The organism is Vibrio sp. 10N.222.55.C7 (assembly GCF_041473335.1).
Taxonomy (GTDB): domain Bacteria; phylum Pseudomonadota; class Gammaproteobacteria; order Enterobacterales; family Vibrionaceae; genus Vibrio; species Vibrio crassostreae_C.
In genome coordinates this window covers 111024-131689 of sequence record NZ_JBFRSC010000004.1, presented here as the reverse complement: position 1 = coordinate 131689, position 20666 = coordinate 111024, and the positions used below count along the sequence as shown (strand labels likewise).

19 protein-coding genes are annotated in these 20666 nt (G+C 44.8%); 5 read left to right on the top strand and 14 right to left on the bottom strand.

Features of this window, described 5'->3' with window-relative positions; translation table 11 throughout:
- Together AB4482_RS01315 and AB4482_RS01310 are read left to right on the top strand one after the other, a co-directional pair.
- A partial coding sequence (locus tag AB4482_RS01315; protein ID WP_372174756.1) for a hypothetical protein occupies positions 1 to 476 on the top strand: 476 nt, incomplete at its 5' end.
- Between the two features lie 97 nt (positions 477 to 573).
- Positions 574 to 1287: a hypothetical protein gene (locus AB4482_RS01310; protein ID WP_372130949.1), complete on the top strand. Its 714-nt coding sequence runs from the start codon at positions 574 to 576 to the stop codon at positions 1285 to 1287.
- Here AB4482_RS01310 and AB4482_RS01305 read toward each other — a convergent pair.
- The 6 genes from AB4482_RS01305 to AB4482_RS01280 all read right to left on the bottom strand — a co-directional run bounded on the left by AB4482_RS01305 (position 1284) and on the right by AB4482_RS01280 (position 5971).
- On the bottom strand, positions 1284 to 2114 hold the full coding sequence (locus tag AB4482_RS01305; RefSeq protein WP_229647646.1) for a LysR family transcriptional regulator: 831 nt from the start codon (positions 2112 to 2114) through the stop codon (positions 1284 to 1286). The genes AB4482_RS01310 and AB4482_RS01305 overlap by 4 nt on opposite strands.
- Positions 2115 to 2220: 106 nt before the next feature.
- Positions 2221 to 3801 carry a peptide chain release factor 3 gene (prfC, locus tag AB4482_RS01300; protein WP_017063282.1) on the bottom strand — a complete coding sequence of 527 codons (1581 nt, stop codon included), beginning with the start codon at positions 3799 to 3801 and terminating at the stop codon, positions 2221 to 2223.
- 172 nt (positions 3802 to 3973) lie between these two features.
- The gene (gene rimI, locus AB4482_RS01295) at positions 3974 to 4429 is read right to left on the bottom strand and encodes a ribosomal protein S18-alanine N-acetyltransferase (RefSeq protein WP_372128945.1); all 456 of its coding nucleotides are present in this window, start codon (positions 4427 to 4429) and stop codon (positions 3974 to 3976) included.
- Positions 4422 to 4820 carry a DNA polymerase III subunit psi gene (locus AB4482_RS01290; RefSeq protein WP_372128947.1) on the bottom strand — a complete coding sequence of 133 codons (399 nt, stop codon included), beginning with the start codon at positions 4818 to 4820 and terminating at the stop codon, positions 4422 to 4424. The genes rimI and AB4482_RS01290 overlap by 8 nt, the downstream gene beginning before the upstream one ends.
- A 136-nt stretch (positions 4821 to 4956) precedes the next feature.
- On the bottom strand, positions 4957 to 5460 hold the full coding sequence (locus AB4482_RS01285) for a GNAT family N-acetyltransferase (protein WP_372128949.1): 504 nt from the start codon (positions 5458 to 5460) through the stop codon (positions 4957 to 4959).
- Complete coding sequence (locus tag AB4482_RS01280; RefSeq protein ID WP_029235120.1) at positions 5444 to 5971, bottom strand: SCP2 domain-containing protein; 528 nt, start codon at positions 5969 to 5971, stop codon at positions 5444 to 5446. Before AB4482_RS01280 ends, AB4482_RS01285 begins: the two co-directional genes overlap by 17 nt.
- Positions 5972 to 6229: 258 nt before the next feature.
- On the opposite strand from AB4482_RS01280, the gene AB4482_RS01275 reads away from it, so the two are divergent.
- The 3 genes from AB4482_RS01275 to AB4482_RS01260 all read left to right on the top strand — a co-directional run bounded on the left by AB4482_RS01275 (position 6230) and on the right by AB4482_RS01260 (position 10348).
- Positions 6230 to 8269, top strand: coding sequence for a bifunctional diguanylate cyclase/phosphodiesterase (locus tag AB4482_RS01275; RefSeq protein WP_017072096.1), 2040 nt, complete (start codon positions 6230 to 6232; stop codon positions 8267 to 8269).
- A 168-nt stretch (positions 8270 to 8437) separates the two neighbouring features.
- Complete coding sequence (locus AB4482_RS01265; RefSeq protein ID WP_017059238.1) at positions 8438 to 9451, top strand: peptidase U32 family protein; 1014 nt, start codon at positions 8438 to 8440, stop codon at positions 9449 to 9451.
- A gap of 18 nt (positions 9452 to 9469) precedes the next feature.
- A complete protein-coding gene (locus tag AB4482_RS01260; protein ID WP_017059237.1) occupies positions 9470 to 10348 on the top strand; it encodes a U32 family peptidase in 879 nt (292 codons plus the stop codon).
- 85 nt (positions 10349 to 10433) lie between these two features.
- Here the strand turns inward: AB4482_RS01260 and AB4482_RS01255 are convergent, their stop codons facing one another.
- The 8 genes from AB4482_RS01255 to infB form a co-directional block, all read right to left on the bottom strand.
- Positions 10434 to 11771, bottom strand: a complete 1338-nt coding sequence (locus tag AB4482_RS01255; RefSeq protein ID WP_017065966.1) for an MATE family efflux transporter — start codon at positions 11769 to 11771, stop codon at positions 10434 to 10436.
- 89 nt (positions 11772 to 11860) lie between these two features.
- On the bottom strand, positions 11861 to 12268 hold the full coding sequence (locus AB4482_RS01250) for a MarR family winged helix-turn-helix transcriptional regulator (RefSeq protein WP_017056675.1): 408 nt from the start codon (positions 12266 to 12268) through the stop codon (positions 11861 to 11863).
- Between the two features lie 153 nt (positions 12269 to 12421).
- Positions 12422 to 13345, bottom strand: a complete 924-nt coding sequence (gene nlpI, locus AB4482_RS01245) for a lipoprotein NlpI (RefSeq protein WP_017059235.1) — start codon at positions 13343 to 13345, stop codon at positions 12422 to 12424.
- A 124-nt stretch (positions 13346 to 13469) separates the two neighbouring features.
- Entirely contained in the window at positions 13470 to 15590 is a 2121-nt protein-coding gene (gene pnp / locus AB4482_RS01240) for a polyribonucleotide nucleotidyltransferase (RefSeq protein ID WP_017059234.1), read from the bottom strand.
- 378 nt (positions 15591 to 15968) lie between these two features.
- The gene (gene rpsO / locus AB4482_RS01235; RefSeq protein WP_010436144.1) at positions 15969 to 16238 is read right to left on the bottom strand and encodes a 30S ribosomal protein S15; all 270 of its coding nucleotides are present in this window, start codon (positions 16236 to 16238) and stop codon (positions 15969 to 15971) included.
- A gap of 218 nt (positions 16239 to 16456) precedes the next feature.
- Positions 16457 to 17410, bottom strand: coding sequence for a tRNA pseudouridine(55) synthase TruB (gene truB, locus AB4482_RS01230; protein ID WP_017059233.1), 954 nt, complete (start codon positions 17408 to 17410; stop codon positions 16457 to 16459).
- Complete coding sequence (rbfA, locus tag AB4482_RS01225) at positions 17410 to 17823, bottom strand: 30S ribosome-binding factor RbfA (RefSeq protein ID WP_017065964.1); 414 nt, start codon at positions 17821 to 17823, stop codon at positions 17410 to 17412. The genes truB and rbfA overlap by 1 nt, the downstream gene beginning before the upstream one ends.
- 134 nt (positions 17824 to 17957) lie before the next feature.
- Positions 17958 to 20648, bottom strand: coding sequence for a translation initiation factor IF-2 (gene infB / locus AB4482_RS01220; RefSeq protein ID WP_017059231.1), 2691 nt, complete (start codon positions 20646 to 20648; stop codon positions 17958 to 17960).
- Positions 20649 to 20666 lie beyond the last annotated feature (18 nt).

Below are 20666 nucleotides of genomic sequence, written 5' to 3'. Positions count from 1 at the left end.
TAATTGATAGCCCACGACCTGCTCTCCCAGCCTCTCCAGAGCACCCAGATATGGACTTTGATGATACACCTCGTTGGTCTCCAGATTTCGGTGAAGACCGCCCCGAGATGGAAGAGCGTGACCTGACAGTTAAGATCATTAACGGCGAAATCCACATTATCGACGAAAACACCAGCGAGTGGGTAGGTACTGTCCAACGCAAAGATGGCGAGCTCGTATTTATTGGCAACGGTGACTTTGAAAAAACACTACTTCGTGTGGAAGGCGATGTTACTTCTGACCAATTCTCTTTAGTCAAAGGCAACGGTCAATGGGTTGCGACTGTTTCAAAAATAGATGACGGTGTACGTATTCAAACAAAGAATCACGATCATGTGTTTGATGGTTCAAACATCGACCGTAGCAAGCTTCAATCTATCGACCCAACTAAACTACAGAAAGCTAAATCCGCTATTCAACAACGTTTACGCGGCTAAAATTCAACCTGAGTTGAACCCGCTCACCCGATAATAGTGAACGCTATTATCGGGTGTTTTTACTCACTAGCTAAGGAAAGCGATTCGGAATTTGAATATGAAACGCCTTCTATTAATACTTGCTTTGACTTTCCCTTTTTACTCGTCTGCAAATGACACCCTTATTGAATCTATTGAGCGTTTTACAGATATCTTTTCCGTCAGCTTATCTCAAAGCCCAGACAATGATAAGACAGTCGCCACACTTGATATAAACTATCAAATCAATGATAAATTGCGTGTTTTTGGAGAGGTTGATACTCAAGACTATTGGCAAGCAGGGTTGGGATATTCATTCTGGCAAGGGGACACGTACTACACTGAAAACACCGTAAAAGTCAGCGAACATGAGATCACAACAGGCATTTTTGTTGCTAAGTTGATTCATGAAAATTGGACACTGCTTGGCGATATCAACTACAACTATATGGACAGAGATTTCGATGCTTGTCTTCCAAACTTATGCATGGAATATAGAGCCTCTGACACATTCGATTATAGTGCAGGCGCTCTGTGGAGCCCGATTCAATATGCTGACTTTCTTTACAAATTCAACCAAGAAATCGGATTCAAAAAAGATACCCAAGACTTTTATATTAAAGATGATACTACTACGAGATCTAGACATATCAGAAATGAAACTAGGACCAACATTCATTATCACGAAGTAGCTGTATTCTTTAACTTGAAGTACGTAAAACCGTCCGTTACCTACACCATATACCCTGAAAACAAAAACTATGTGGAATTCGGTTTAGCCTTCGATTTCTAGCTATTTAATAACTGTTTAAGCTCATCTCGTAGCTCTTGGTGTTGCCCATTAGTTTGATACTTCTTGTGATAGAAAAACTCAAACTCCACAGGACGCATTGAAAATGGAGGCTCATGAATCCGTAAGCCAATGGTTTTTGCTAATTGGATCATGCTAACCGGAACCGCAGCAATGTAGTCAGTCCCTTTTACCGCCAATATCAAGTTAGTGATGTTTCGAACTTCAATTGCCACATCACGTGTGAAGCTCTTTTCGGAAAGAAAGTCGACTATTTGAGTATCTTGTCGAAGTAACTTCAAGGTTACATGCCGTGCTTCAAGAAACTCATCCATCGAAATCTTCTCACCAAATTGACTGTTTTCAGGATCACTCATAAGAAGCAGTCTATCAGTAGTTGCAAATTCAGACGCTAAACTTGACTGTTTAGGTAAACCAGTATCGACCACTAAATCTACTCGATTGAGTCGGATATCCTCGACAACATTCTCTACAGAAATTGGGGATTCAACTAACTGAACACCATTGAGCATGGGCATTTTGTGGAGCAGATTCGCAGGCATATAAACCGTAAAATCACGCTTTCTTGATACTGCACCTTCCATCAGCTCTAAAGCATCAGATAATTGACCTGCCAATTTGTGAGCCATTGACGTTGGTTCTATTGAACGCCCTACTCTTACGAACAACGCATAGCCTACCACCGCTTCAAACCTCTTGATTGCAGCACTAACCGCAGGTTGAGTTAGCTCTAACGATTCAGCCGCTTTGGTTATCGATCTTTGTTGATATACAGAGAGGAATGGCTTTACTAAATTGAGATCAAACACGCTTTACTCCATCAAAACGGTGTACTCTTAGTGTAACAAAAAAGCCGAATGCTAGAAGCAATTCGGCTTTAATATTATCCAACAATGTTATGTAGAACTGTCGCTATTAGTGCTCGCGCGTCGCTCGGAATTGAACTTCAGGGAAACGTTCAGAAGCTAAGTTCAAGTTCACCATAGTTGGTGCGATGTAAGACAGGTTGTCACCGCCATCTAGCGCAAGGTTAGATTGGTTCTTACGTTTGAATTCTTCTAGTTTCTTAGCGTCATCACATTCAACCCAGCGAGCTGTTGCAACGTTAACACCTTCGTAGATAGCTTCTACGTTGTATTCCGCTTTCAAGCGCGCTACAACCACGTCGAACTGAAGGACACCAACCGCACCAACGATCAGGTCGTTGTTCTGCATAGGACGGAATACTTGTACTGCGCCCTCTTCTGAAAGCTGAACTAATCCTTTTAGAAGTTGCTTCTGCTTAAGTGGATCGCGTAGGCGAATACGACGGAATAGCTCAGGTGCGAAGTTAGGAATACCAGCGAACTTAAGGCTCTCACCTTGAGTAAAGGTATCGCCAATCTGGATTGTGCCATGGTTATGCAGACCAATAATGTCACCAGCGTATGCTTTTTCAGCACGCGCACGGTCGCCCGCCATGAAGGTCACCGCATCCGAAATACTTACGTTCTTACCAGTACGAACATGGTTCATCTTCATGCCTTGGTCGTAAGTACCTGATACGATACGCATGAATGCGATACGGTCACGGTGTTTTGGATCCATGTTTGCTTGGATCTTAAACACGAAACCAGAGAATTTCTCTTCTGTCGCTTCTACATCACGCTCATTCGCTTGGCGCGTTTGAGGTGCAGGAGCCCACTTCGTTAGACCATCAAGCATGTGGTCAACACCAAAGTTACCCAATGCAGTACCGAAGTAAACCGGCGTTAGTTCACCCGCTAGGAATAATTCATGGTCAAACTCAGGACAAGCACCGATAACAAGCTCTAGCTCTTCACGTACGCTTTCCGCAAGATCAGCACCTACTGCTTCATCTAGCTCAGGGTTATCTAGACCTTTGATGATACGAACTTCTTGGATCTCGTGGCCGTGGCCAGATTCATACAAGATCGTTTCATCACGGTGAATGTGGTAAACACCTTTAAACTCTTTACCGCAACCAATTGGCCATGAGATTGGAGCACAAGCCATACCTAGCTCGCTCTCTACTTCATCAAGCACTTCCATTGGGTCACGAACGTCACGGTCAAGTTTGTTCATAAACGTTACGATTGGAGTATCACGAAGACGTGTTACTTCCATCAGCTTACGAGTACGGTCTTCGACACCTTTAGCAGCATCGATAACCATCAAACAAGAATCAACCGCTGTTAGCGTACGGTACGTATCTTCCGAGAAATCTTCGTGTCCTGGAGTATCGAGTAGGTTTACTAGGCAATCATTGTATGGGAATTGCATTACCGACGTAGTTACCGAGATACCACGTTCTTTTTCCATCTCCATCCAGTCAGATTTAGCGTGCTGGTTAGAGCCACGGCCTTTTACGGTACCCGCTTTTTGAATCGCGTTTCCGAATAAAAGAACTTTTTCAGTAATCGTGGTTTTACCCGCATCCGGGTGAGAGATAATCGCAAACGTTCTACGTTTGCTCACTTCTTGTTGGAAAGACATAGTCGCCCTTTGCTGATCTAAAGCGTAAAAAGGGCAAGTAGATAATACTTGCCCTTGAATTCTGTGTGCGGATTATACAGAAAGCGTATCACTTTCTAAAGGGTCAGTTTACACCCTATTTTTTGGCTAATTTTGTGATTAGCTATCTAGTTAGCGAAAAGACGTAACATGACTAGCTAAAAGACATAAAAAGATAGCTCATAATGATGGCATCTTCGTTGCCTTGTTTAGTTGGATAGTAATTACGACGGCGATCAACTTCGTTGAAGCCTGCCTTTTCGTAAAGATTAAACGCGTTCACATTACTTTCGCGAACTTCCAGCCAAGCGCTTTCAGCATCAGCTTGTTCACATATATCAAGGAAATGTTCAGTTAGTGCCTTACCATAACCTTTGCCTTGCTTGCTTGGGTCTACCGCAATATTAAGCAGCGTCACTTCACCAACAATATTTTGAGCGAAGAAATAGCCCACCACTTGTCCATCAACTTCAAGGACATGATGACAAGCGCCTCGGCTATCAAGATCTCGGATCATATTTTCAGACCAAGGGTGAGAATGCGCGGCCTGCTCTATCTTCCAAATGGCGCCTAGGTGTTGTTGTGAAGTCGGTAAAAATTGATTAGTCATAAGCACAAATTTGTTGCCATAAGTCGCGGCGGTGTTGGTTGTTACCGTTAATGTCAGACAGTAATGGCGATTGAAGTGTTTTAGCCTTCAGCTCTTGAGCCGACTCACAACCAGCAAACCATATCCACTCAACCGAACCTAAATCCACAGTAGACAAGTGTTGCGGTTGAAGGTGTAAAGCCTGAGATAAGTCGAGCTTGATACTTTTGAGTACTCGCTCAAACATCACGGCGAGATCTTCCTGAGGTTTTTCAGGCGAAACCAACAGTAACTTGCAATCGCTCGAGAGCGGAGTCAATTCAGATTCATAACCTGCTAAACGCTCTGGGTGACTTAGTTCCCATTGGCTAATGCCCATCTCTTGTAGGTATTGCGCGTGTGTTTGTGACATATCTAGCGGTAGTAACCTTAAGTTTATTGGAGCCGAAGCTTATTAGAACTGGGCTGATACTAACAAAAAATAAAGGAGCATCAAGCTCCTTTATTTAGACTAAGTCAGTTTGTATCTTATTGCGTGATAAATCAGCTTATAAGTCGTTGAACTCTGGGCTGTAAGCAATCTCACCAGCATGTCCTGCAAGCGCACCTTCAACTAACTCGATAGCTTGGAAAGCTCCTTCAGGTACATCCCAAGTGCAGCTCAAACCAAATTCACTCGCAGCCTTGAAACCAAAGCGACCGTAATAGGCAGGATCACCAAGCACGACACAGGCTGGGTAACCAAAATCAACCAAAGTAGAGAAAGCATCTTCAACCAGTGATTTAGCAATGCCTTGGTTGCGGAACTCTTCTTTCACAGCAAGTGGTGCAAGCCCCTGCCAGTTGTGATCGTCACCTTTAAGGGTAATTGGGCTAAACATCAGGTGACCAACCACCTCGCCTTCGTCAGAGCAAGCCACCAGCGATAGCGTTAAATGACTATTCTCACGCAAGCTCATAACCAAATTAGCTTCTGCATCCGTTTCAAAAACAGATTTCAATAGACGATCAATGACAAGTATATCTGCCGGTGCTTCAGTTCGAATAAGCATTCATTACCTCACTTTGTGTATCTGGGGATTGTACTCCCTTCTGCACAAAATCAGCTAATTGATTTAACAAAGTTTTCATAGGAGTCGGCAATAAGTCCAAATCTACGCTATCCATCAAGTTTTTGACCTCTAAACCGAGCTCTGTATCACCTTCAATAGACAGTCGACGTTGGAAGAAAAGCGTATCTGGGTCTTCTTTACGTCCCGCAATCAACACAAGATCGTTAAGATTGCCGCTAAAGCTTACATCTTCAACCACCTCTTTATCAGCTACAACCAGTTGCTCATTTTTGTAGCTAATACACCAACTTAACCCCATGTCTTTTATTGAGACTTTCAGCCATTTGTCTTCTAAAAACTCAAAGTCACCGTCCTCTAAAGCTTCCTTGAATACATTCTTAAGCGCCTCCAATAAGGCTCTTTTTTGTACTGTTTTAGGCAATAACTGGACTGGAGATCGCAAAATTGATGCGGCATTTTGAACTAGTTGAGTGCGAATCTTGTTTATCACGTGACTTATCCGTAACTTTGTCAATAATATGGAATGCATCATAGATGATGTTGAGATCTCAGTTACTGTTATGTATCAAATTAACTTCTGTTTGATACTCGACCTTTAATATCCTGAAAATCACAGTTATAGTAACTCAGGTAATGAGAATTACAGCGGATCGCTGCACTCACAGGTAAATATCGATAGCCACACAAAAAGTAATAAATATTTATCGATAGTGAATATTCAAGCTCTTGGAGAATTGGTAGTACTTTGATGCCTCCCCAACAACTACAACATTGGTTTACCCAGCTAACTGCAAATAGTCCGTTCTTTTTTGCAGTACTTGATGCTCAACATAACTATTTTATGGTGAATGAGCGTTACTGCGATATTGCTGGTTTGAGTCAACCAGAGCTTGCAGGCATGAATGATCGCCAAACATTGGGCGAACAGTTCTACCAACATCTCAAGCCTTACTATGAGCGTGCATTCAGTGGCGAAACGATTGAGGCCGAAGTCACCCTCAACGAAACAGACCTCGATACCAGCCTTCATTTCAGCCTATCTCCGCTTACCAATGGCAACAAAACCGACTACATCGTCTTTCACGCCTTCGACACATCAGAAAACCAAGTACTTGTCCGTTCTTTAGAAGAATCCGAAGCCAAATTCCACAAACTATCTCAACTACTCCCTGACGGATTACTGCTCGTTGAAAGTGACTATATCTTGTCATCCAACCCAGCGGCAGCGCGCCTGCTTGGCTTTAACTCAACCACAGAGTTAATTGGCGAACAGCTGGGACGCCTATTTATCGATGAACAAACCAAAACAGTCTTCAATAATAACCTCAGCTCTATTATTTCTGAGTCTGGTTTGGTTTGCTTAACGGGTGCGCGATGCGGCTTTGAACGTAAGGTCCAGCTCAACATCGACTCCACCACCGTTCTTGGAAGCAACACTCAGCTGGTGCTTATTCAAGACGCACAAGAAACCGCAAAACAATACACACCAGCAAACAGTGAAGATGCCTACATAGATGCACTGACCAAACTCTACAATCGAGTTGGGTTTACTAAGCGTCTTGAGCAGTTCATTCACAACGATACGCCGGTGGTGATGCTCTACTTAGACATTGATAACTTTAAAAATATCAATGACTCACTTGGTCATCACATCGGTGACAAGGTGATTAAAGAGGTCGCTTCGCGTCTTAAACGCTTACTGCCTCGTAAGGCCGTGATTGGACATTTAGGCGGGGATGAGTTTGGTATTATCCTTCCAGAACCTGAACATCAGCGAACACCTGAAATGCTCGCTGAAAAGATCATTTCCCTGATCAATCAACCCTTCGATCTTCACCACTTTAGCAAGCGCTTAGCCTGCTCTATTGGTAGTGTGAGCTTTCCTCAAGATGGTACTGATGCTCGTATCTTGCTGCAAAATGCAGACACAGCAATGTATGAAGCGAAAGATCGTGGTCGTAATCGTCTGATCAAGTTCAACGAACAGATGAATAAAGAAGCGCGTATGCGACTGTGGCTTGAGATAGAGCTCCAAAAAGCACTGCAACAAAATGGACTTGAGGTTTGGTATCAACCGAAAGTGAATGCCCGTGATTTCACCATCAACGGCGCTGAAGCTCTGGTACGTTGGAAGCATCCTGTCGAAGGTTATATCAGTCCGGCCGCGTTCATTCCTGTGGCGGAACGAGCAGGGCTTATTGAACAACTTGGCCGAGTGGTAATGCGTGAAGTGTTTGCTACGGTTAAACGCTGGAAGATGCAAGGTATCCTTCCAGGTCGAGTGGCTATCAACCTTTCACCAGAACAGTTTGGTAACCCGAAACTGATTGATTACATGGAAAAGCTACTGCGTTCGACCGAGCTTGATCCAAGTGCGATTACGTTCGAGCTAACGGAAAGTGCGGTGATGAGTGATAGTGAACACACACTCCAAATGCTTAACGCCATCAAGAAACTTGGCTTTGCTCTCTCCATTGATGATTTTGGTACAGGTTACTCTTCACTGTCTTACCTTGCTCGCTTCCCAATTGATGAGCTTAAGATAGACCGTGCTTTCATCTCTGATATCGATACCCTACCAAAGCAAATCACCGTAATTGAAAACATCATCAACCTAGGTAAATCTCTCGATTTGACCGTGGTTGCTGAAGGTGTCGAAACCAGTGAGCAAGCGACTCTATTATCGAACCTCAACTGTAGTTCGATTCAAGGCTTCCACTTCTACCGTCCGCAACCAAAACAAGATGTCGAAGAGTTGTTTGCCCAAAACCGCCGTCATAAGAACTAATCAAGTACCTCATATTTAAACCAAGCCAACATGTAAAACGGTCACTCGTCAGTACCTCAAACGGAGTAAAAGCAGATTTATCCATCTAAACCTGCCTTACATCAATTCCGTCATTCACAATTCTTCATAAAATGCTCGCTTCAACTTAATTCTACTGGTAGTGAGCAAATGGAACTCTTATGCCCAGCGGGTAACTTACCTGCTTTGAAAACCGCTATTGATTGTGGTGCGGATGCTGTCTATATCGGATTCAAAGACGATACCAATGCCCGACACTTTGCAGGCCTAAACTTTGCGGGTAAAAAGCTCGATCGTGCTGTGCAGTATGTGCATGACCACAACAAGAAAATTCATGTTGCCCTAAATACGTTTGCTCACCCAAATGGCTTCGACCGTTGGACTAATGCCGTAGACAACGCCGCTGCTCTGGGTGTTGATGCGCTGATCATCGCAGACATCGCGGTGCTTGAGTACGCAGCAAATAAGTATCCAGATCTAGAACTGCACCTATCAGTGCAAGCATCTGCGACCAATGCGGCGGCTATCGACTTCTACCATAAAAACTTCAACGTTAAGCGTGTCGTACTACCGCGTGTGTTGTCGATTCATCAGGTCAAACAGCTTTCTCGTAACATCACTTCTGACGTTGACCTTGAAGTATTCGCTTTTGGTAGCTTGTGCATCATGGCAGAAGGCCGTTGCTACCTCTCTTCATACATGACAGGCGAATCACCAAATACTGTTGGTGCTTGTTCTCCGGCGAAATACGTTCGCTGGCAAGAAACAGAAACTGGCCTCGAATCTCGCTTGAACGAAATCCTTATCGATAAATATGAAGCAGGTGAAAACGCAGGTTACCCAACGCTGTGTAAAGGCCGCTTTGAAGCAGATATCGATGGTGAACGTAAGCGCTATCACGCACTTGAAGAGCCAACCAGCCTCAACACGCTATCCATGTTGCCTGAGCTTTTCGCGGCGAACGTTGCCTCAGTGAAGATTGAAGGTCGCCAACGCAGCCCGGCTTATGTTGAACAAGTCACTCGTACGTGGCGTGCAGCTATCGATCGCTACTTAGCGAACCCAGAACAATACCAAGTGGAACAAGCTTGGAATGCGACACTGGCGAATGTATCGGAAGGTACACAAACCACGCTTGGCGCTTATCACCGTAAATGGCAATAGAGCCAAATGGAGAACTCAATGAAATACGCATTAGGCCCTCTACTTTATTTTTGGCCAAAACAAGACGTTGAAAGCTTCTATGAGCAAGCGAAATCAAGCTCTGCCGATATCATCTACCTAGGTGAAGCGGTGTGTTCAAAGCGTCGTGAGATGAAAGCGAAACACTGGATGGACATTGCTAAAGAGCTGTCTGCTTCAGGTAAGCAAGTCGTACTTTCCACCATGGCATTGCTAGAAGCACCAAGCGAAGTCAACATCATGAAGAAGTACATCGATAACGGTGACTTTGCGATCGAAGCCAATGATGTGTCTGCAATTCAACTGGCCAGCGAAAGCAAAGTACCTTTCGTGGTTGGCCCGGCAGTAAACACCTACAACGCACGCACCCTGAACCTATTCTTGAAACAAGGCATGACGCGTTGGTGTATGCCGGTTGAGCTTTCTCGCGAATGGCTAAGCAACGTAATGACCCAGTGCGAAGAGCTAAATATTCGTAACAAGTTCGAAGTTGAAGTGTTTAGCCACGGCTACCTGCCGCTTGCTTACTCAGCACGCTGCTTTACCGCTCGCGCTGAAAACAAAGCTAAAGACGATTGCGAAACCTGCTGTATCAAGTACCCAACAGGGCTACAAGTAGAAAGCCAAGAAGGCCAATCAGTCTTCAACCTTAACGGTATTCAGACGCAATCAGGCTACTGCTACAACCTAGTCAACGATTTGCCAAATATGCACGACTTGGTTGATGTGGTTCGTTTAAGCCCACTCGGCATCGATACCTTCTCTGAAATCAATAACTTCAGAGCGAACGAGCAAGGTCAAAAACCGATGAAGATTGAAAGCCGCCAATGTAATGGTTACTGGCATCAGCTTGCAGGTTTAGACGTTAAGAACATCTAGTTCCTCGCATTGGACTAACCAGCAACAGATACAAAAAAGGTCTAGCGTTCGCTAGACCTTTTTAATGCGACTTAAGAAACACGGCCTATGCCGTCGCTGTTTCCATCGGTGAGGCATCGAGCTTCTTTAAGTCTTTGTAGAGCATTACCATCACCACCACACTTAGTGCGATGTTAGACAGTGGGTACGCAATCCAGATCCCCGGCACACCATACAACTTAGGCATAATGTACAAGAACGGTAGTTGGATAAGCATATTACCTATAGTCACAAACATCGCCTTGCTGCCCTTGTTCACCGCTTGATAGTAAGCAGCTGCGACTACCAAGAAGCCATCCAGCGCCAGTGCAAACATGTGAAGGCGAATACCCAACACGGTGTACTCAACCAACTGAGGTTCGTCTGAGTTAAATACTGATACAAACTCACGTGGGAACGCATTGAGAAGCAGCACGAACGCCACACCAATCAATACCGAACTCATCATCGCAATCTTAAGTAGCTTGCGGATGTTTGCTTGGTTACGCGCACCATGGTTGTAGCTCACCAATGGTTGCATGCCGTTGGCGATACCTTCAGCCGTGAGATAATAAACCGTCACGATGTAGCCCAAAATCGCGTAAGCACCGATCATCAACTGGTCGCCATATTGAGAGAACAACGCATTGTGCAACGCCACCATCATCGAACCATAAGCGTACATAAAGAAGCTTGATGTACCAATGGCGAAGATTTGTGGAATCACATCCAGCTTCAATCTCAACTCATTCCAACGTAAACGTAGGTTTGCTCGACGCGAGAAGAAGTAAGCCAAGCCGAGAGCCGTTACTACAAACTGGGCAATCGCTGTTGCTAATGCTGCACCCATCAACTCCCAGCCATAGAGAGCGATAAACAGGTAATCGAGCACGATATTAATCACCGCACCAACGATCATCAGTATCGTCGCTAAGTTCGGACTGTCATCGTTACGCAGTAGAAACGGCATCGCGATCGAACCTAGCGTGAAGACACTAGCACCAATCAGAATGTGTAAGTACTGCAGACCAAGTTCATACACTCGCCCTTCAGCGCCCTGCCAAAGCAAGAAGTTATCAGCAAACAAGAACAGCAATGCAGAGACAATAGGCGTTATCGCTAACAACAAGGTTAAGCCCGTTGCTAAGATCTGCTTAGCGCCTTGAGTATCTTTTTCACCTTGGCGAATCGAGACAAGCGCACCTGTGCCCACACCCACCAACATACCAATACCAAGAATCGAACCAATCACAGGCCACGCAACATTGATACCTGCAAGTCCATCAGCCCCCACATAGCGGCCAATGAAGATGCCATCCACCACTTGGTACAGGCCATTAACCAACATGGCCGCCACGGTAGGGATTGTGTATCGCCAAAATTGACGACTAATTGAGTTACTCATTTCTTACTCTACTTTCATTTGTGAGTCGCATATCAACAAGATATGACTCGAAAAATTAGTTAACAAGGCTAACTAAATATCTAAATTATTTACTTTAAAGCTTTATTTAATAATAGGTTTAACTGCTGAGATTCTTGCTCAGACAAACGGCTTTCCAGTATCTGTGCCATGACCTGATAGATCTTACTTTCTTCTTCCAAGCCGACTTCCGCTTTGCTGGTCAGTACGACCAACTTAGACCTCGCATCTTCGAGCGAAGCTTTACGCTCAACGAGACCTTTTCTCTCTAACCTTTGAACCATAGTAGTTGCTGAAGGCTTGGTTACTTGCATTTCAATCGCCAGATCTGTCAATCGGATCGGTTCAGGAGAGGCTTGAATGACCTTCAAATAGTCATATTCATTGAAGCTCAATTGGCAAATAGGATCTTCATTTACCTGAGTGCGCCATATCTTAGAGGCGAAGCGCTCAATCTTTTCTAAATTCTGGTTCAGCATACTCACCTAATCAAAGAATAGCATTTAGTTAGCAAGGCTAACTATTTTAGTGTTGTTTAAATAAAAAGCAATCAAAACGAGATGAAGATCATAAAAAAGGAGCATAAAAAAACCGCTGACAGACAGCGGCTTTTCGGAATCAAAATGTGTTGCTTACTTAGCGTTGGCTTCTTCTTCGGCCTCAGCCAGCTTAACTTGCGCTAAGTGCTCAGCTTTAAGTGTGGTGAAGATACGGCTTAACTCTAAGAAAGAGTAACGATGTTCTACGTATTCATACACGTTAAAAGAAACCGCTAACTTGTACAAAGAGATAGCATTCGCGTAATCACCATTCATATGGTAACGCTTAGCAAGGTAGAAGTACGTCTCTGTTAGACGCTGCGCAAGTAACGTGTTGTCACGAGTACCGGTTAAGATCGCCTTGAAAGCCTGCTCTTCAGTAATGTCATCAAGCATAATCGCGACTAATACCCAACCCCACTGCTCATCACGGCTCTCGTAACGTTTTTGCAAATCAAGCTTAGCCTGCTCTGGCGTCAGCTCATGCTGAATGATGTACAACCACAGAGCGCGAAACGGATCGCTAGGATCGTCGGCATAGTGCTTCATCATCTCTTCATTGGCTAAGTCGTAACGCTCGCCATAGTAAAGCGCGATAGAGCGGTTCCTTTCTGCGTAAGAGTTTGCAGGATCAAGCTCTAACGTAGAATCAAAAGATTCATAAGCCGCATCAAACTCCCCTACCTGCGTAAAGTAAACACCCAAAAGATTGAAGATATCAGGTTGAGCAGGGTTCAATGAAAGAGATTGGTTGAAGTCGAGACGCGCGAGATCACGCAGGCCAACACTGTCGTAGTAGTTACCACGTTCAAACAGCATCTTAGCTCGAACTTCATCGTTCAAATCTGGGCGCTGTAATAACTGACTAAGACGTGCAATTTGAACTTCTTGCTGAACGCTTGGTTGCAGTGGCACAGCCATCGGTGGATAAACCCAACTTGAGGTGTTATCTGATGTTGTCGCACAACCTGTTAGTACAAGCAGTAAACACATACTCGCGGTTTGAAACCATTTCACAAATAATTACTCCTGTTATGACCGCAATAAAAAAGGGGAGCGATATGCTCCCCTTTATAACATGCTTTGTTGACGATAGGTTAGAAATCACTAAAAAGCGATATCACCATCGACACACTGAGAATTACTCAGCAGCAGGTGCTTCGCCTTCAGCTGGCGTTTCAACTGCTTCTTTCATGCTTAGACGTACACGGCCTTGACGGTCAATTTCAAGAACCTTAACAGGAACTTCTTGACCTTCGGTTAGGTAGTCAGACACTTTCTCAACGCGCTTGTCAGCGATTTGAGAGATGTGTACTAGACCATCTTTACCTGGAAGGATAGTAACGAATGCACCGAAGTCAGCTAGACGAGCAACTTTACCTTGGTAAATGCGGCCAACTTCAACTTCAGCTGTGATCTCTTCGATACGACGGATAGCTTCTTTAGCAGCTGCGCCTTCAGTAGCAGCAATCTTGATTGTGCCATCGTCTTCGATTTCGATTGTAGTACCCGTTTCTTCACAAAGAGCACGGATAACTGCGCCGCCTTTACCGATAACATCTTTGATCTTATCAGAGCTGATTTTCATTGTGTGGATACGTGGAGCGAATTCAGAGATATCTTCACGAGCACCAGAGATAGCTTCATCCATTACAGAAAGGATGTGCTTACGTGCACCTTGCGCTTGGTTAAGTGCAATTTGCATGATCTCTTTAGTGATACCTTCGATCTTGATGTCCATTTGAAGTGCAGTGATACCAGCGTTAGTACCTGCTACTTTAAAGTCCATGTCACCTAGGTGATCTTCGTCGCCAAGGATGTCAGAAAGAACAACGAAATCGTCGCCTTCTTTAACAAGACCCATTGCGATACCCGCAACAGAAGCTTTGATTGGAACACCAGCATCCATAAGAGCTAGAGATGTACCACATACAGAAGCCATTGAAGAAGAACCGTTAGATTCTGTGATTTCCGATACAACACGAACTGTGTATGGGAATTCTTCAACAGAAGGCATTACTGCTTGGATACCACGTTTAGCAAGCTTACCGTGACCAATTTCACGACGCTTAGGAGAACCAACGAAACCAGTTTCACCTACACAGTATGGAGGGAAGTTGTAGTGTAGAAGGAAGTTGTCTTTCTTCTCACCCATCAGGCTGTCGATGATTTGAGCATCACGTTGTGTGCCAAGCGTTGCAGTAACAAGTGCTTGAGTTTCACCACGAGTGAATAGAGAAGAACCGTGTGTACGTGGAAGAACACCAGTACGTACGTCTAGCGCACGAACCATGTCTTTTTCACGGCCATCGATACGTGGGTTGCCAGCGATGATGCGGCTACGTACTACGTTTTTCTCTAGAGAACCAAGCATGCCGCGGATTTCGCGCTCATCTAGGTTTTCGTCTTGTGCAATTAGAGCTTCAACAACGTCGTTCTTGATTACGCCAACTTGCTCGTAACGAGCCATTTTCTCAGTGATCTGGTACGCGTCAGATAGACGAGTTTCAGCAAGTTCAGCAACTTGAGCTTTAAGCTCAGTGTTAACTGCTGGTGCTTCCCAGTTCCAAGATGGAGTTGCAACTTCAGCAGCAAACTCGTTGATTGCTTTGATTACAACTTGTTGTTGGTCGTGACCGTAAACAACAGCTGAAAGCATTTCTTCTTCAGATAGGTTATCTGCTTCAGATTCAACCATAAGTACTGCGCCTTCTGTACCAGACACAACTAGGTCTAGTTTAGAGTTTTCAAGCTCAGTATTTGATGGGTTAAGAACAAGTTCGCCGTCGATGTGACCAACACGTGCAGCACCGATAGGACCATTGAATGGAGCACCAGAGATAGCAAGCGCAGCAGATGTTGCGATCATAGTGATCATGTCTGGGTTTACGTCAGGGTTGATAGAAACAACCGTAGCGATAACTTGAACTTCGTTTTTAAACGCACTTGGGAAAAGTGGACGAATTGGACGGTCAATCAGACGAGCTGTTAGTGTTTCGCCTTCAGATGGACGACCTTCACGCTTGAAGAAACCACCAGGGATTTTACCCGCAGCGTATGTACGCTCTTGGTAGTTTACTGTTAGTGGGAAGAAGTCTTGACCTGCAACTGCTTCTTTCTTAGCAACAACAGAAACGAATACTGAAGTATCGTCCATAGTCGCCATTACAGCAGCAGTAGCTTGACGTGCAATTACGCCCGTTTCTAGAGTAACGGTGTGGTTACCGTACTGGAACGATTTTACAACTGGTTTTTCAAACATTGTATATCCTTAGCTCTAAAGTCAGACTTTAGATTAAGTGAATAATGACTCAAGACATTACCAATCGCGACTAGTGAAAAGGGACTTAGGATGGTGACTCTTTGTATGTGTTCATACGCCGAATTAAGACCAAATCCGCCTTTGAATAGTCGCGACCTATTGGCCGACATCTGTGACTGTAATCTCTTGAGAGGTTGATTGCCAAACGCTGAAAACGCTATAGGCGGGCGTAGTATAAACTATTTTTATTAGGAGATATATTTCCTATCAGAAAAAGCCAGATGATATTCTGAGCATCCAGCCTAGCATTTTCTTACAGGCACAAAAAAAGGAGCATAAATGCTCCTTTTCTTCAAACTGTCTTTGCAGACATCGCTATTAGCGACGTAGGCCTAGACGCTTGATTAGGTCTTGGTAACGAGCAAGGTTTTTGCCTTTCAAGTAATCAAGAAGCTTACGACGGCTAGAAACCATACGTAGTAGACCACGACGGCTGTGGTGATCGTGTTTGTGCGCTTTGAAGTGACCTTGTAGGTGGTTGATAGAAGCAGTAAGTAGTGCTACTTGTACTTCTGGTGAACCTGTGTCGCCTTCAGATTGTGCGTATTCTGCAACGATTGCTGCTTTAGTTTCTGCATTCAGAGACATAATTCTCTCCTGATAAGAGTAAGTTTATATTTGTAGCAGCCAATCTCTGATTCAGCCGCTACGCGAGCCGAGGATTATAGGGAAGTTTGTCAGTTGGTGCAATAACAATCGAACCCATTAAAAACAAAAAAAGCGAACCACCTAAATTAGGCGTTCGCTTTCTGTCTTATTTGCTCGCATTTCAAGGCAAACCGCTAAGATCTGACTCGATATAAGCGCTAAGCTTGTGGCTCTTCATCTCTGAAAACAACCAAACGCTTCGGTGCAACTCGGCCATCTTCAGCAATCTGAGCTACGCCGACAAACAGCTTCTCTTCGCCACTTGTCATACGAACCGTGCCTTCAGTTGGCGCACCAGCAACCTGAACTGGCATACCGTGCTGAACTAGGTCAGTCAGTTCCGCGTTCAGGTTTACTTCTGGTAAGTCTTCAACGGCAGTGTCCATTGGCATCAGCAGTGGATCAAGCAGCTCTTTCGGTGCAATTTCTTGCGCCTGTGCTTGCTCTAAGATCTCGTTTAACTGCTCCAAAGTCACCATACGCTCGTATGGGTACTTCGCGACACCTGTACGACGAAGCATGGTCACGTGAGCACCACAACCTAGCATCTCACCAAGATCGTCGGTAATTGTGCGGATGTATGTGCCTTTCGAACAATGCACTTCCATTTCAACTTCATCACCTTCAAAGCGAAGCAGTTCAATAGAGTACACAGTGATCTTACGAGACTCACGAGGAACCTCAATACCTGCACGTGCGTATTCGTACAAAGGCTTACCTTGATACTTCAATGCCGAAAACATTGATGGTATCTGATCGGTTTCACCCTTGAAGCTCGCAATGCAACGCTCAAGCTGTTCTTGAGTCACGTTAACATCACGTGTCTCTACCACTTCACCATCAGAGTCAGAGGTATTGGTACGCTCACCAAGCTTAGCGATAACAACGTAGCGCTTATCAGAATCTAGAAGAAACTGAGAGAACTTCGTCGCTTCACCAAGACAAATTGGCAGCATGCCAGTCGCAAGAGGATCCAGAGCACCGGTGTGCCCTGCCTTCTCTGCAAAGTAAATACGCTTTACTTTTTGCAGTGCATCATTAGACGAAATACCAGTCGGCTTATCTAATAGAATTACCCCGTTGATAGGGCGACCTTTACGACGGCGAGCCATTACTCTTCGCCCTTAGACTGAGTTTCGTCAGTGCGGCCAGCTTCTTCTTGCTTACGCTTGTCGTCGTTCAGAACTTCACTTACTAGGTTAGACATACGCATGCCTTCTACTAGTGTGTTGTCGTAAGTAAAACGAACTTCAGGCGTTAGACGGTGGCGAATACGCTTACCAAGAGCCATACGAACTGGCACTTCATGCTCTTTAAGAGCTTTAAGGCATGATTCCGGTGTTTGCTCACCAACACATAGGAAAGTCACGAACACTTTTGCGTAAGCAAGGTCACGAGACACTTCTACGTCTGAGATAGTTACCATACCAATACGTGAGTCACGAACTTCACGTTGTAGGATAAGCGCAAGCTCTTTTTGAAGCTGCTGAGACACACGTTGTGTGCGGCTAAATTCTTTTGACATTTTCTTTTCTCACTTAGAAAGATGGGGGGCTTGGTAATAACCAGCCCCCCATGGTGTATTCAACAACCGATTACTTATTACCTTTACTAGTAATGTTAGTAACCTTAGTCAATATGTCGAGTCGTACAGACTGATTAGTCTAGAGTACGTTTAACCTCAACGATTTCGAATACTTCGATCTGGTCACCAACGCGAACGTCGTTGTAGTTCTTAACGCCGACACCACACTCGTAACCGTTCTTAACTTCTTGAACGTCATCTTTAAAGCGACGAAGTGACTCTAGTTCACCTTCGTAGATAACAACGTTTTCACGAAGTACACGGATTGGGTTGCTACGCTTAATCGTACCTTCAGTCACGATACAACCAGCGATTGCACCAAGTTTAGGCGACTTAAATACGTCACGAACTTGTGCAAGACCAATGATCTCTTGACGGAATTCAGGAGCAAGCATACCGCCCATCGCCTGTTTAACTTCGTCAATCAGTTGGTAAATGATTGAGTAGTAACGTAGATCTAGGTTTTCGTTCTGAACCGTGTTACGCGCAGTTGCGTCAGCACGAACGTTGAAACCAAGGATGATAGCGTTAGAAGCTGCAGCAAGCGTTGCATCAGTTTCAGTAATACCACCAACACCAGAACCTACGATGTTCACTTTCACTTCGTCAGTTGACAGTTTCAGTAGAGAGTCAGCAATCGCTTCTACAGAACCTTGAACGTCAGCTTTAAGTACCACGTTAAGCTCAGCAACTTCGCCAGCCGTCATGTTCGCGAACATGTTCTCTAGTTTCGCTTTTTGTTGGCGAGCTAGTTTAACATCACGGAATTTACCTTGACGGTAGTTCGCAACTTCACGTGCTTTACGCTCATCACGTACAACAGTCGCTTCATCGCCTGACGAAGGAACACCAGAAAGACCTAGAATTTCTACAGGAATAGATGGACCTGCAGTTTCGATGTCTTTACCGTTTTCATCACGCATTGCACGAACACGGCCGTACTCTTGACCACAAAGAACGATATCGCCTTTGTTTAGAGTACCAGACTGTACTAATACTGTTGCAACTGGACCGCGACCTTTATCAAGGCGAGATTCAACAACAACACCAGACGCCATACCTTCTTTAACCGCTGTAAGTTCAAGAACTTCAGACTGAAGAAGGATTGCTTCTAGAAGACCATCGATGTTTGTACCCTGTTTTGCAGAGATGTGAACGAAGATGTTCTCACCGCCCCATTCTTCAGGGATAACGTCGTATTGAGCTAGCTCATTCTTAACGTTGTCTGGGTTTGCACCCTCTTTATCGATCTTGTTCACAGCAACAATCAGAGGAACGCCTGCCGCTTTCGCGTGCTGGATTGCTTCGATTGTTTGTGGCATTACGCCATCGTCTGCTGCAACTACAAGTACAACGATATCTGTCGCTTGAGCACCACGAGCACGCATAGCGGTAAACGCCGCGTGTCCAGGAGTATCAAGGAAAGTGATCATGCCGTTGTCAGTATCTACGTGGTAAGCACCAATGTGCTGCGTGATACCGCCAGCTTCCCCAGAAGCAACGTGTGCTTTACGAATGTAGTCAAGTGTTGAAGTTTTACCGTGGTCAACGTGACCCATGATAGTAACAACAGGAGCACGACCTTCAGCGATAGCATCGCTATCACGGTCAGCTAGTACTGCTTCTTCAAGTTCGTTTTCTTTACGTAGGATTACCTTGTGACCCATTTCTTCAGCAACAAGTTGTGCTGTTTCTTGGTCGATCACTTGGTTGATAGTCGCCATAGCGCCCATCTTCATCATTACTTTGATAACTTCAGTTGCTTTAACTGACATTTTGCTAGCCAGTTCAGAAACAACGATAGTTTCGCCGATAGCAACGTCAGATTTAGCAACAGTTGCTGACTTATCGAAGCCTTGCTGCATTGAAGTTGGTTTAGCAAGCTTACCTTTACCGCCACGACCACGTTGGTTACGACCACCACGGTTGTTTGCAGGTTGGTTAGCAGGAGCTGCTTTCTTCTTGCGACGACGAGGTGCTTTCTCATCTTTCTTATCTGCTGCATCTTCAGCTTCACGAGCGTAAGTAGAAGTAGTCACATGGTAATCCGCAGATTTCTCTTGCTCTTTCTTCTTCTTCTCTTCTTCAGACCAACGTTCTTGGTTCTCTTCTGCTAACTTACGAGCTTCTTCAACAAGCTTAGCTGCTTCAGCTTCTGCTTTACGAGTTGCTTCTAGCTCTTGACGAGCTTTAAGTTCATCCGCTTCTTTTTTCGCTTGTGCGTTAGCGTCTGCATTTTTTGAATTCATGTCTTTTTTAGCCTTTTCAGCTTGTGCGCGTTGAGCCTTCTCTTCAGCTTCACGTTTTGCATCCGCTTCACGTGTTACTTTTTCTTCAGCTTCGCGCTGTGCTTTCTCTGCAGCATCACGTTTCGCTTGCTCTTCAGCATCGCGTTGTGCTTTCTCTTCCGCTTCACGATTAGCTACTTCCTCAGCTTCACGTTTCGCTTCATCTTCAATAGTGCTGCGCTTCACGTAAGTACGCTTTTTACGTACCTCTACTTGAACATCCTTACTCTTACCGCCTCCAGCGGCAACACTTAGCGTGCTGCGGGTCTTGCGTTGAAGAGTTAAACGAGTCGGTTCTGTTTCGCCTGAAGTATCGCCGTGCTCCTTTTTAAGGTGCGTTAGCAATGTTTGCTTCTCTGAATCAGTCACTTGATCCGACCCTGCTTTCTTCATGCCTGCATCAGCAAGTTGTTCAATTAAGCGGTCAACTGGCGTACCAATCTCTTCACTCAGTGCTTTAACTGTTAATTGTGTCATACCGCTTTCTCTCCTTGC

Coding starts and splice junctions, on each gene's coding strand:
- AB4482_RS01310 (WP_372130949.1), top strand. CDS start 574: ATGAAACGCCTTCTATTAATACTTGCTTTGACTTTCCCTTTTTACTCG.
- prfC (WP_017063282.1), bottom strand. CDS start 3,801: ATGTCTTTCCAACAAGAAGTGAGCAAACGTAGAACGTTTGCGATTATC.
- rimI (WP_372128945.1), bottom strand. CDS start 4,429: ATGACTAATCAATTTTTACCGACTTCACAACAACACCTAGGCGCCATT.
- AB4482_RS01290 (WP_372128947.1), bottom strand. CDS start 4,820: ATGTCACAAACACACGCGCAATACCTACAAGAGATGGGCATTAGCCAA.
- AB4482_RS01285 (WP_372128949.1), bottom strand. CDS start 5,460: ATGCTTATTCGAACTGAAGCACCGGCAGATATACTTGTCATTGATCGT.
- AB4482_RS01275 (WP_017072096.1), top strand. CDS start 6,230: ATGCCTCCCCAACAACTACAACATTGGTTTACCCAGCTAACTGCAAAT.
- AB4482_RS01265 (WP_017059238.1), top strand. CDS start 8,438: ATGGAACTCTTATGCCCAGCGGGTAACTTACCTGCTTTGAAAACCGCT.
- AB4482_RS01260 (WP_017059237.1), top strand. CDS start 9,470: ATGAAATACGCATTAGGCCCTCTACTTTATTTTTGGCCAAAACAAGAC.
- AB4482_RS01255 (WP_017065966.1), bottom strand. CDS start 11,771: ATGAGTAACTCAATTAGTCGTCAATTTTGGCGATACACAATCCCTACC.
- AB4482_RS01250 (WP_017056675.1), bottom strand. CDS start 12,268: ATGCTGAACCAGAATTTAGAAAAGATTGAGCGCTTCGCCTCTAAGATA.
- pnp (WP_017059234.1), bottom strand. CDS start 15,590: ATGTTTGAAAAACCAGTTGTAAAATCGTTCCAGTACGGTAACCACACC.
- rpsO (WP_010436144.1), bottom strand. CDS start 16,238: ATGTCTCTGAATGCAGAAACTAAAGCAGCAATCGTTGCAGAATACGCA.
- truB (WP_017059233.1), bottom strand. CDS start 17,410: ATGGCTCGCCGTCGTAAAGGTCGCCCTATCAACGGGGTAATTCTATTA.
- rbfA (WP_017065964.1), bottom strand. CDS start 17,823: ATGTCAAAAGAATTTAGCCGCACACAACGTGTGTCTCAGCAGCTTCAA.
- infB (WP_017059231.1), bottom strand. CDS start 20,648: ATGACACAATTAACAGTTAAAGCACTGAGTGAAGAGATTGGTACGCCA.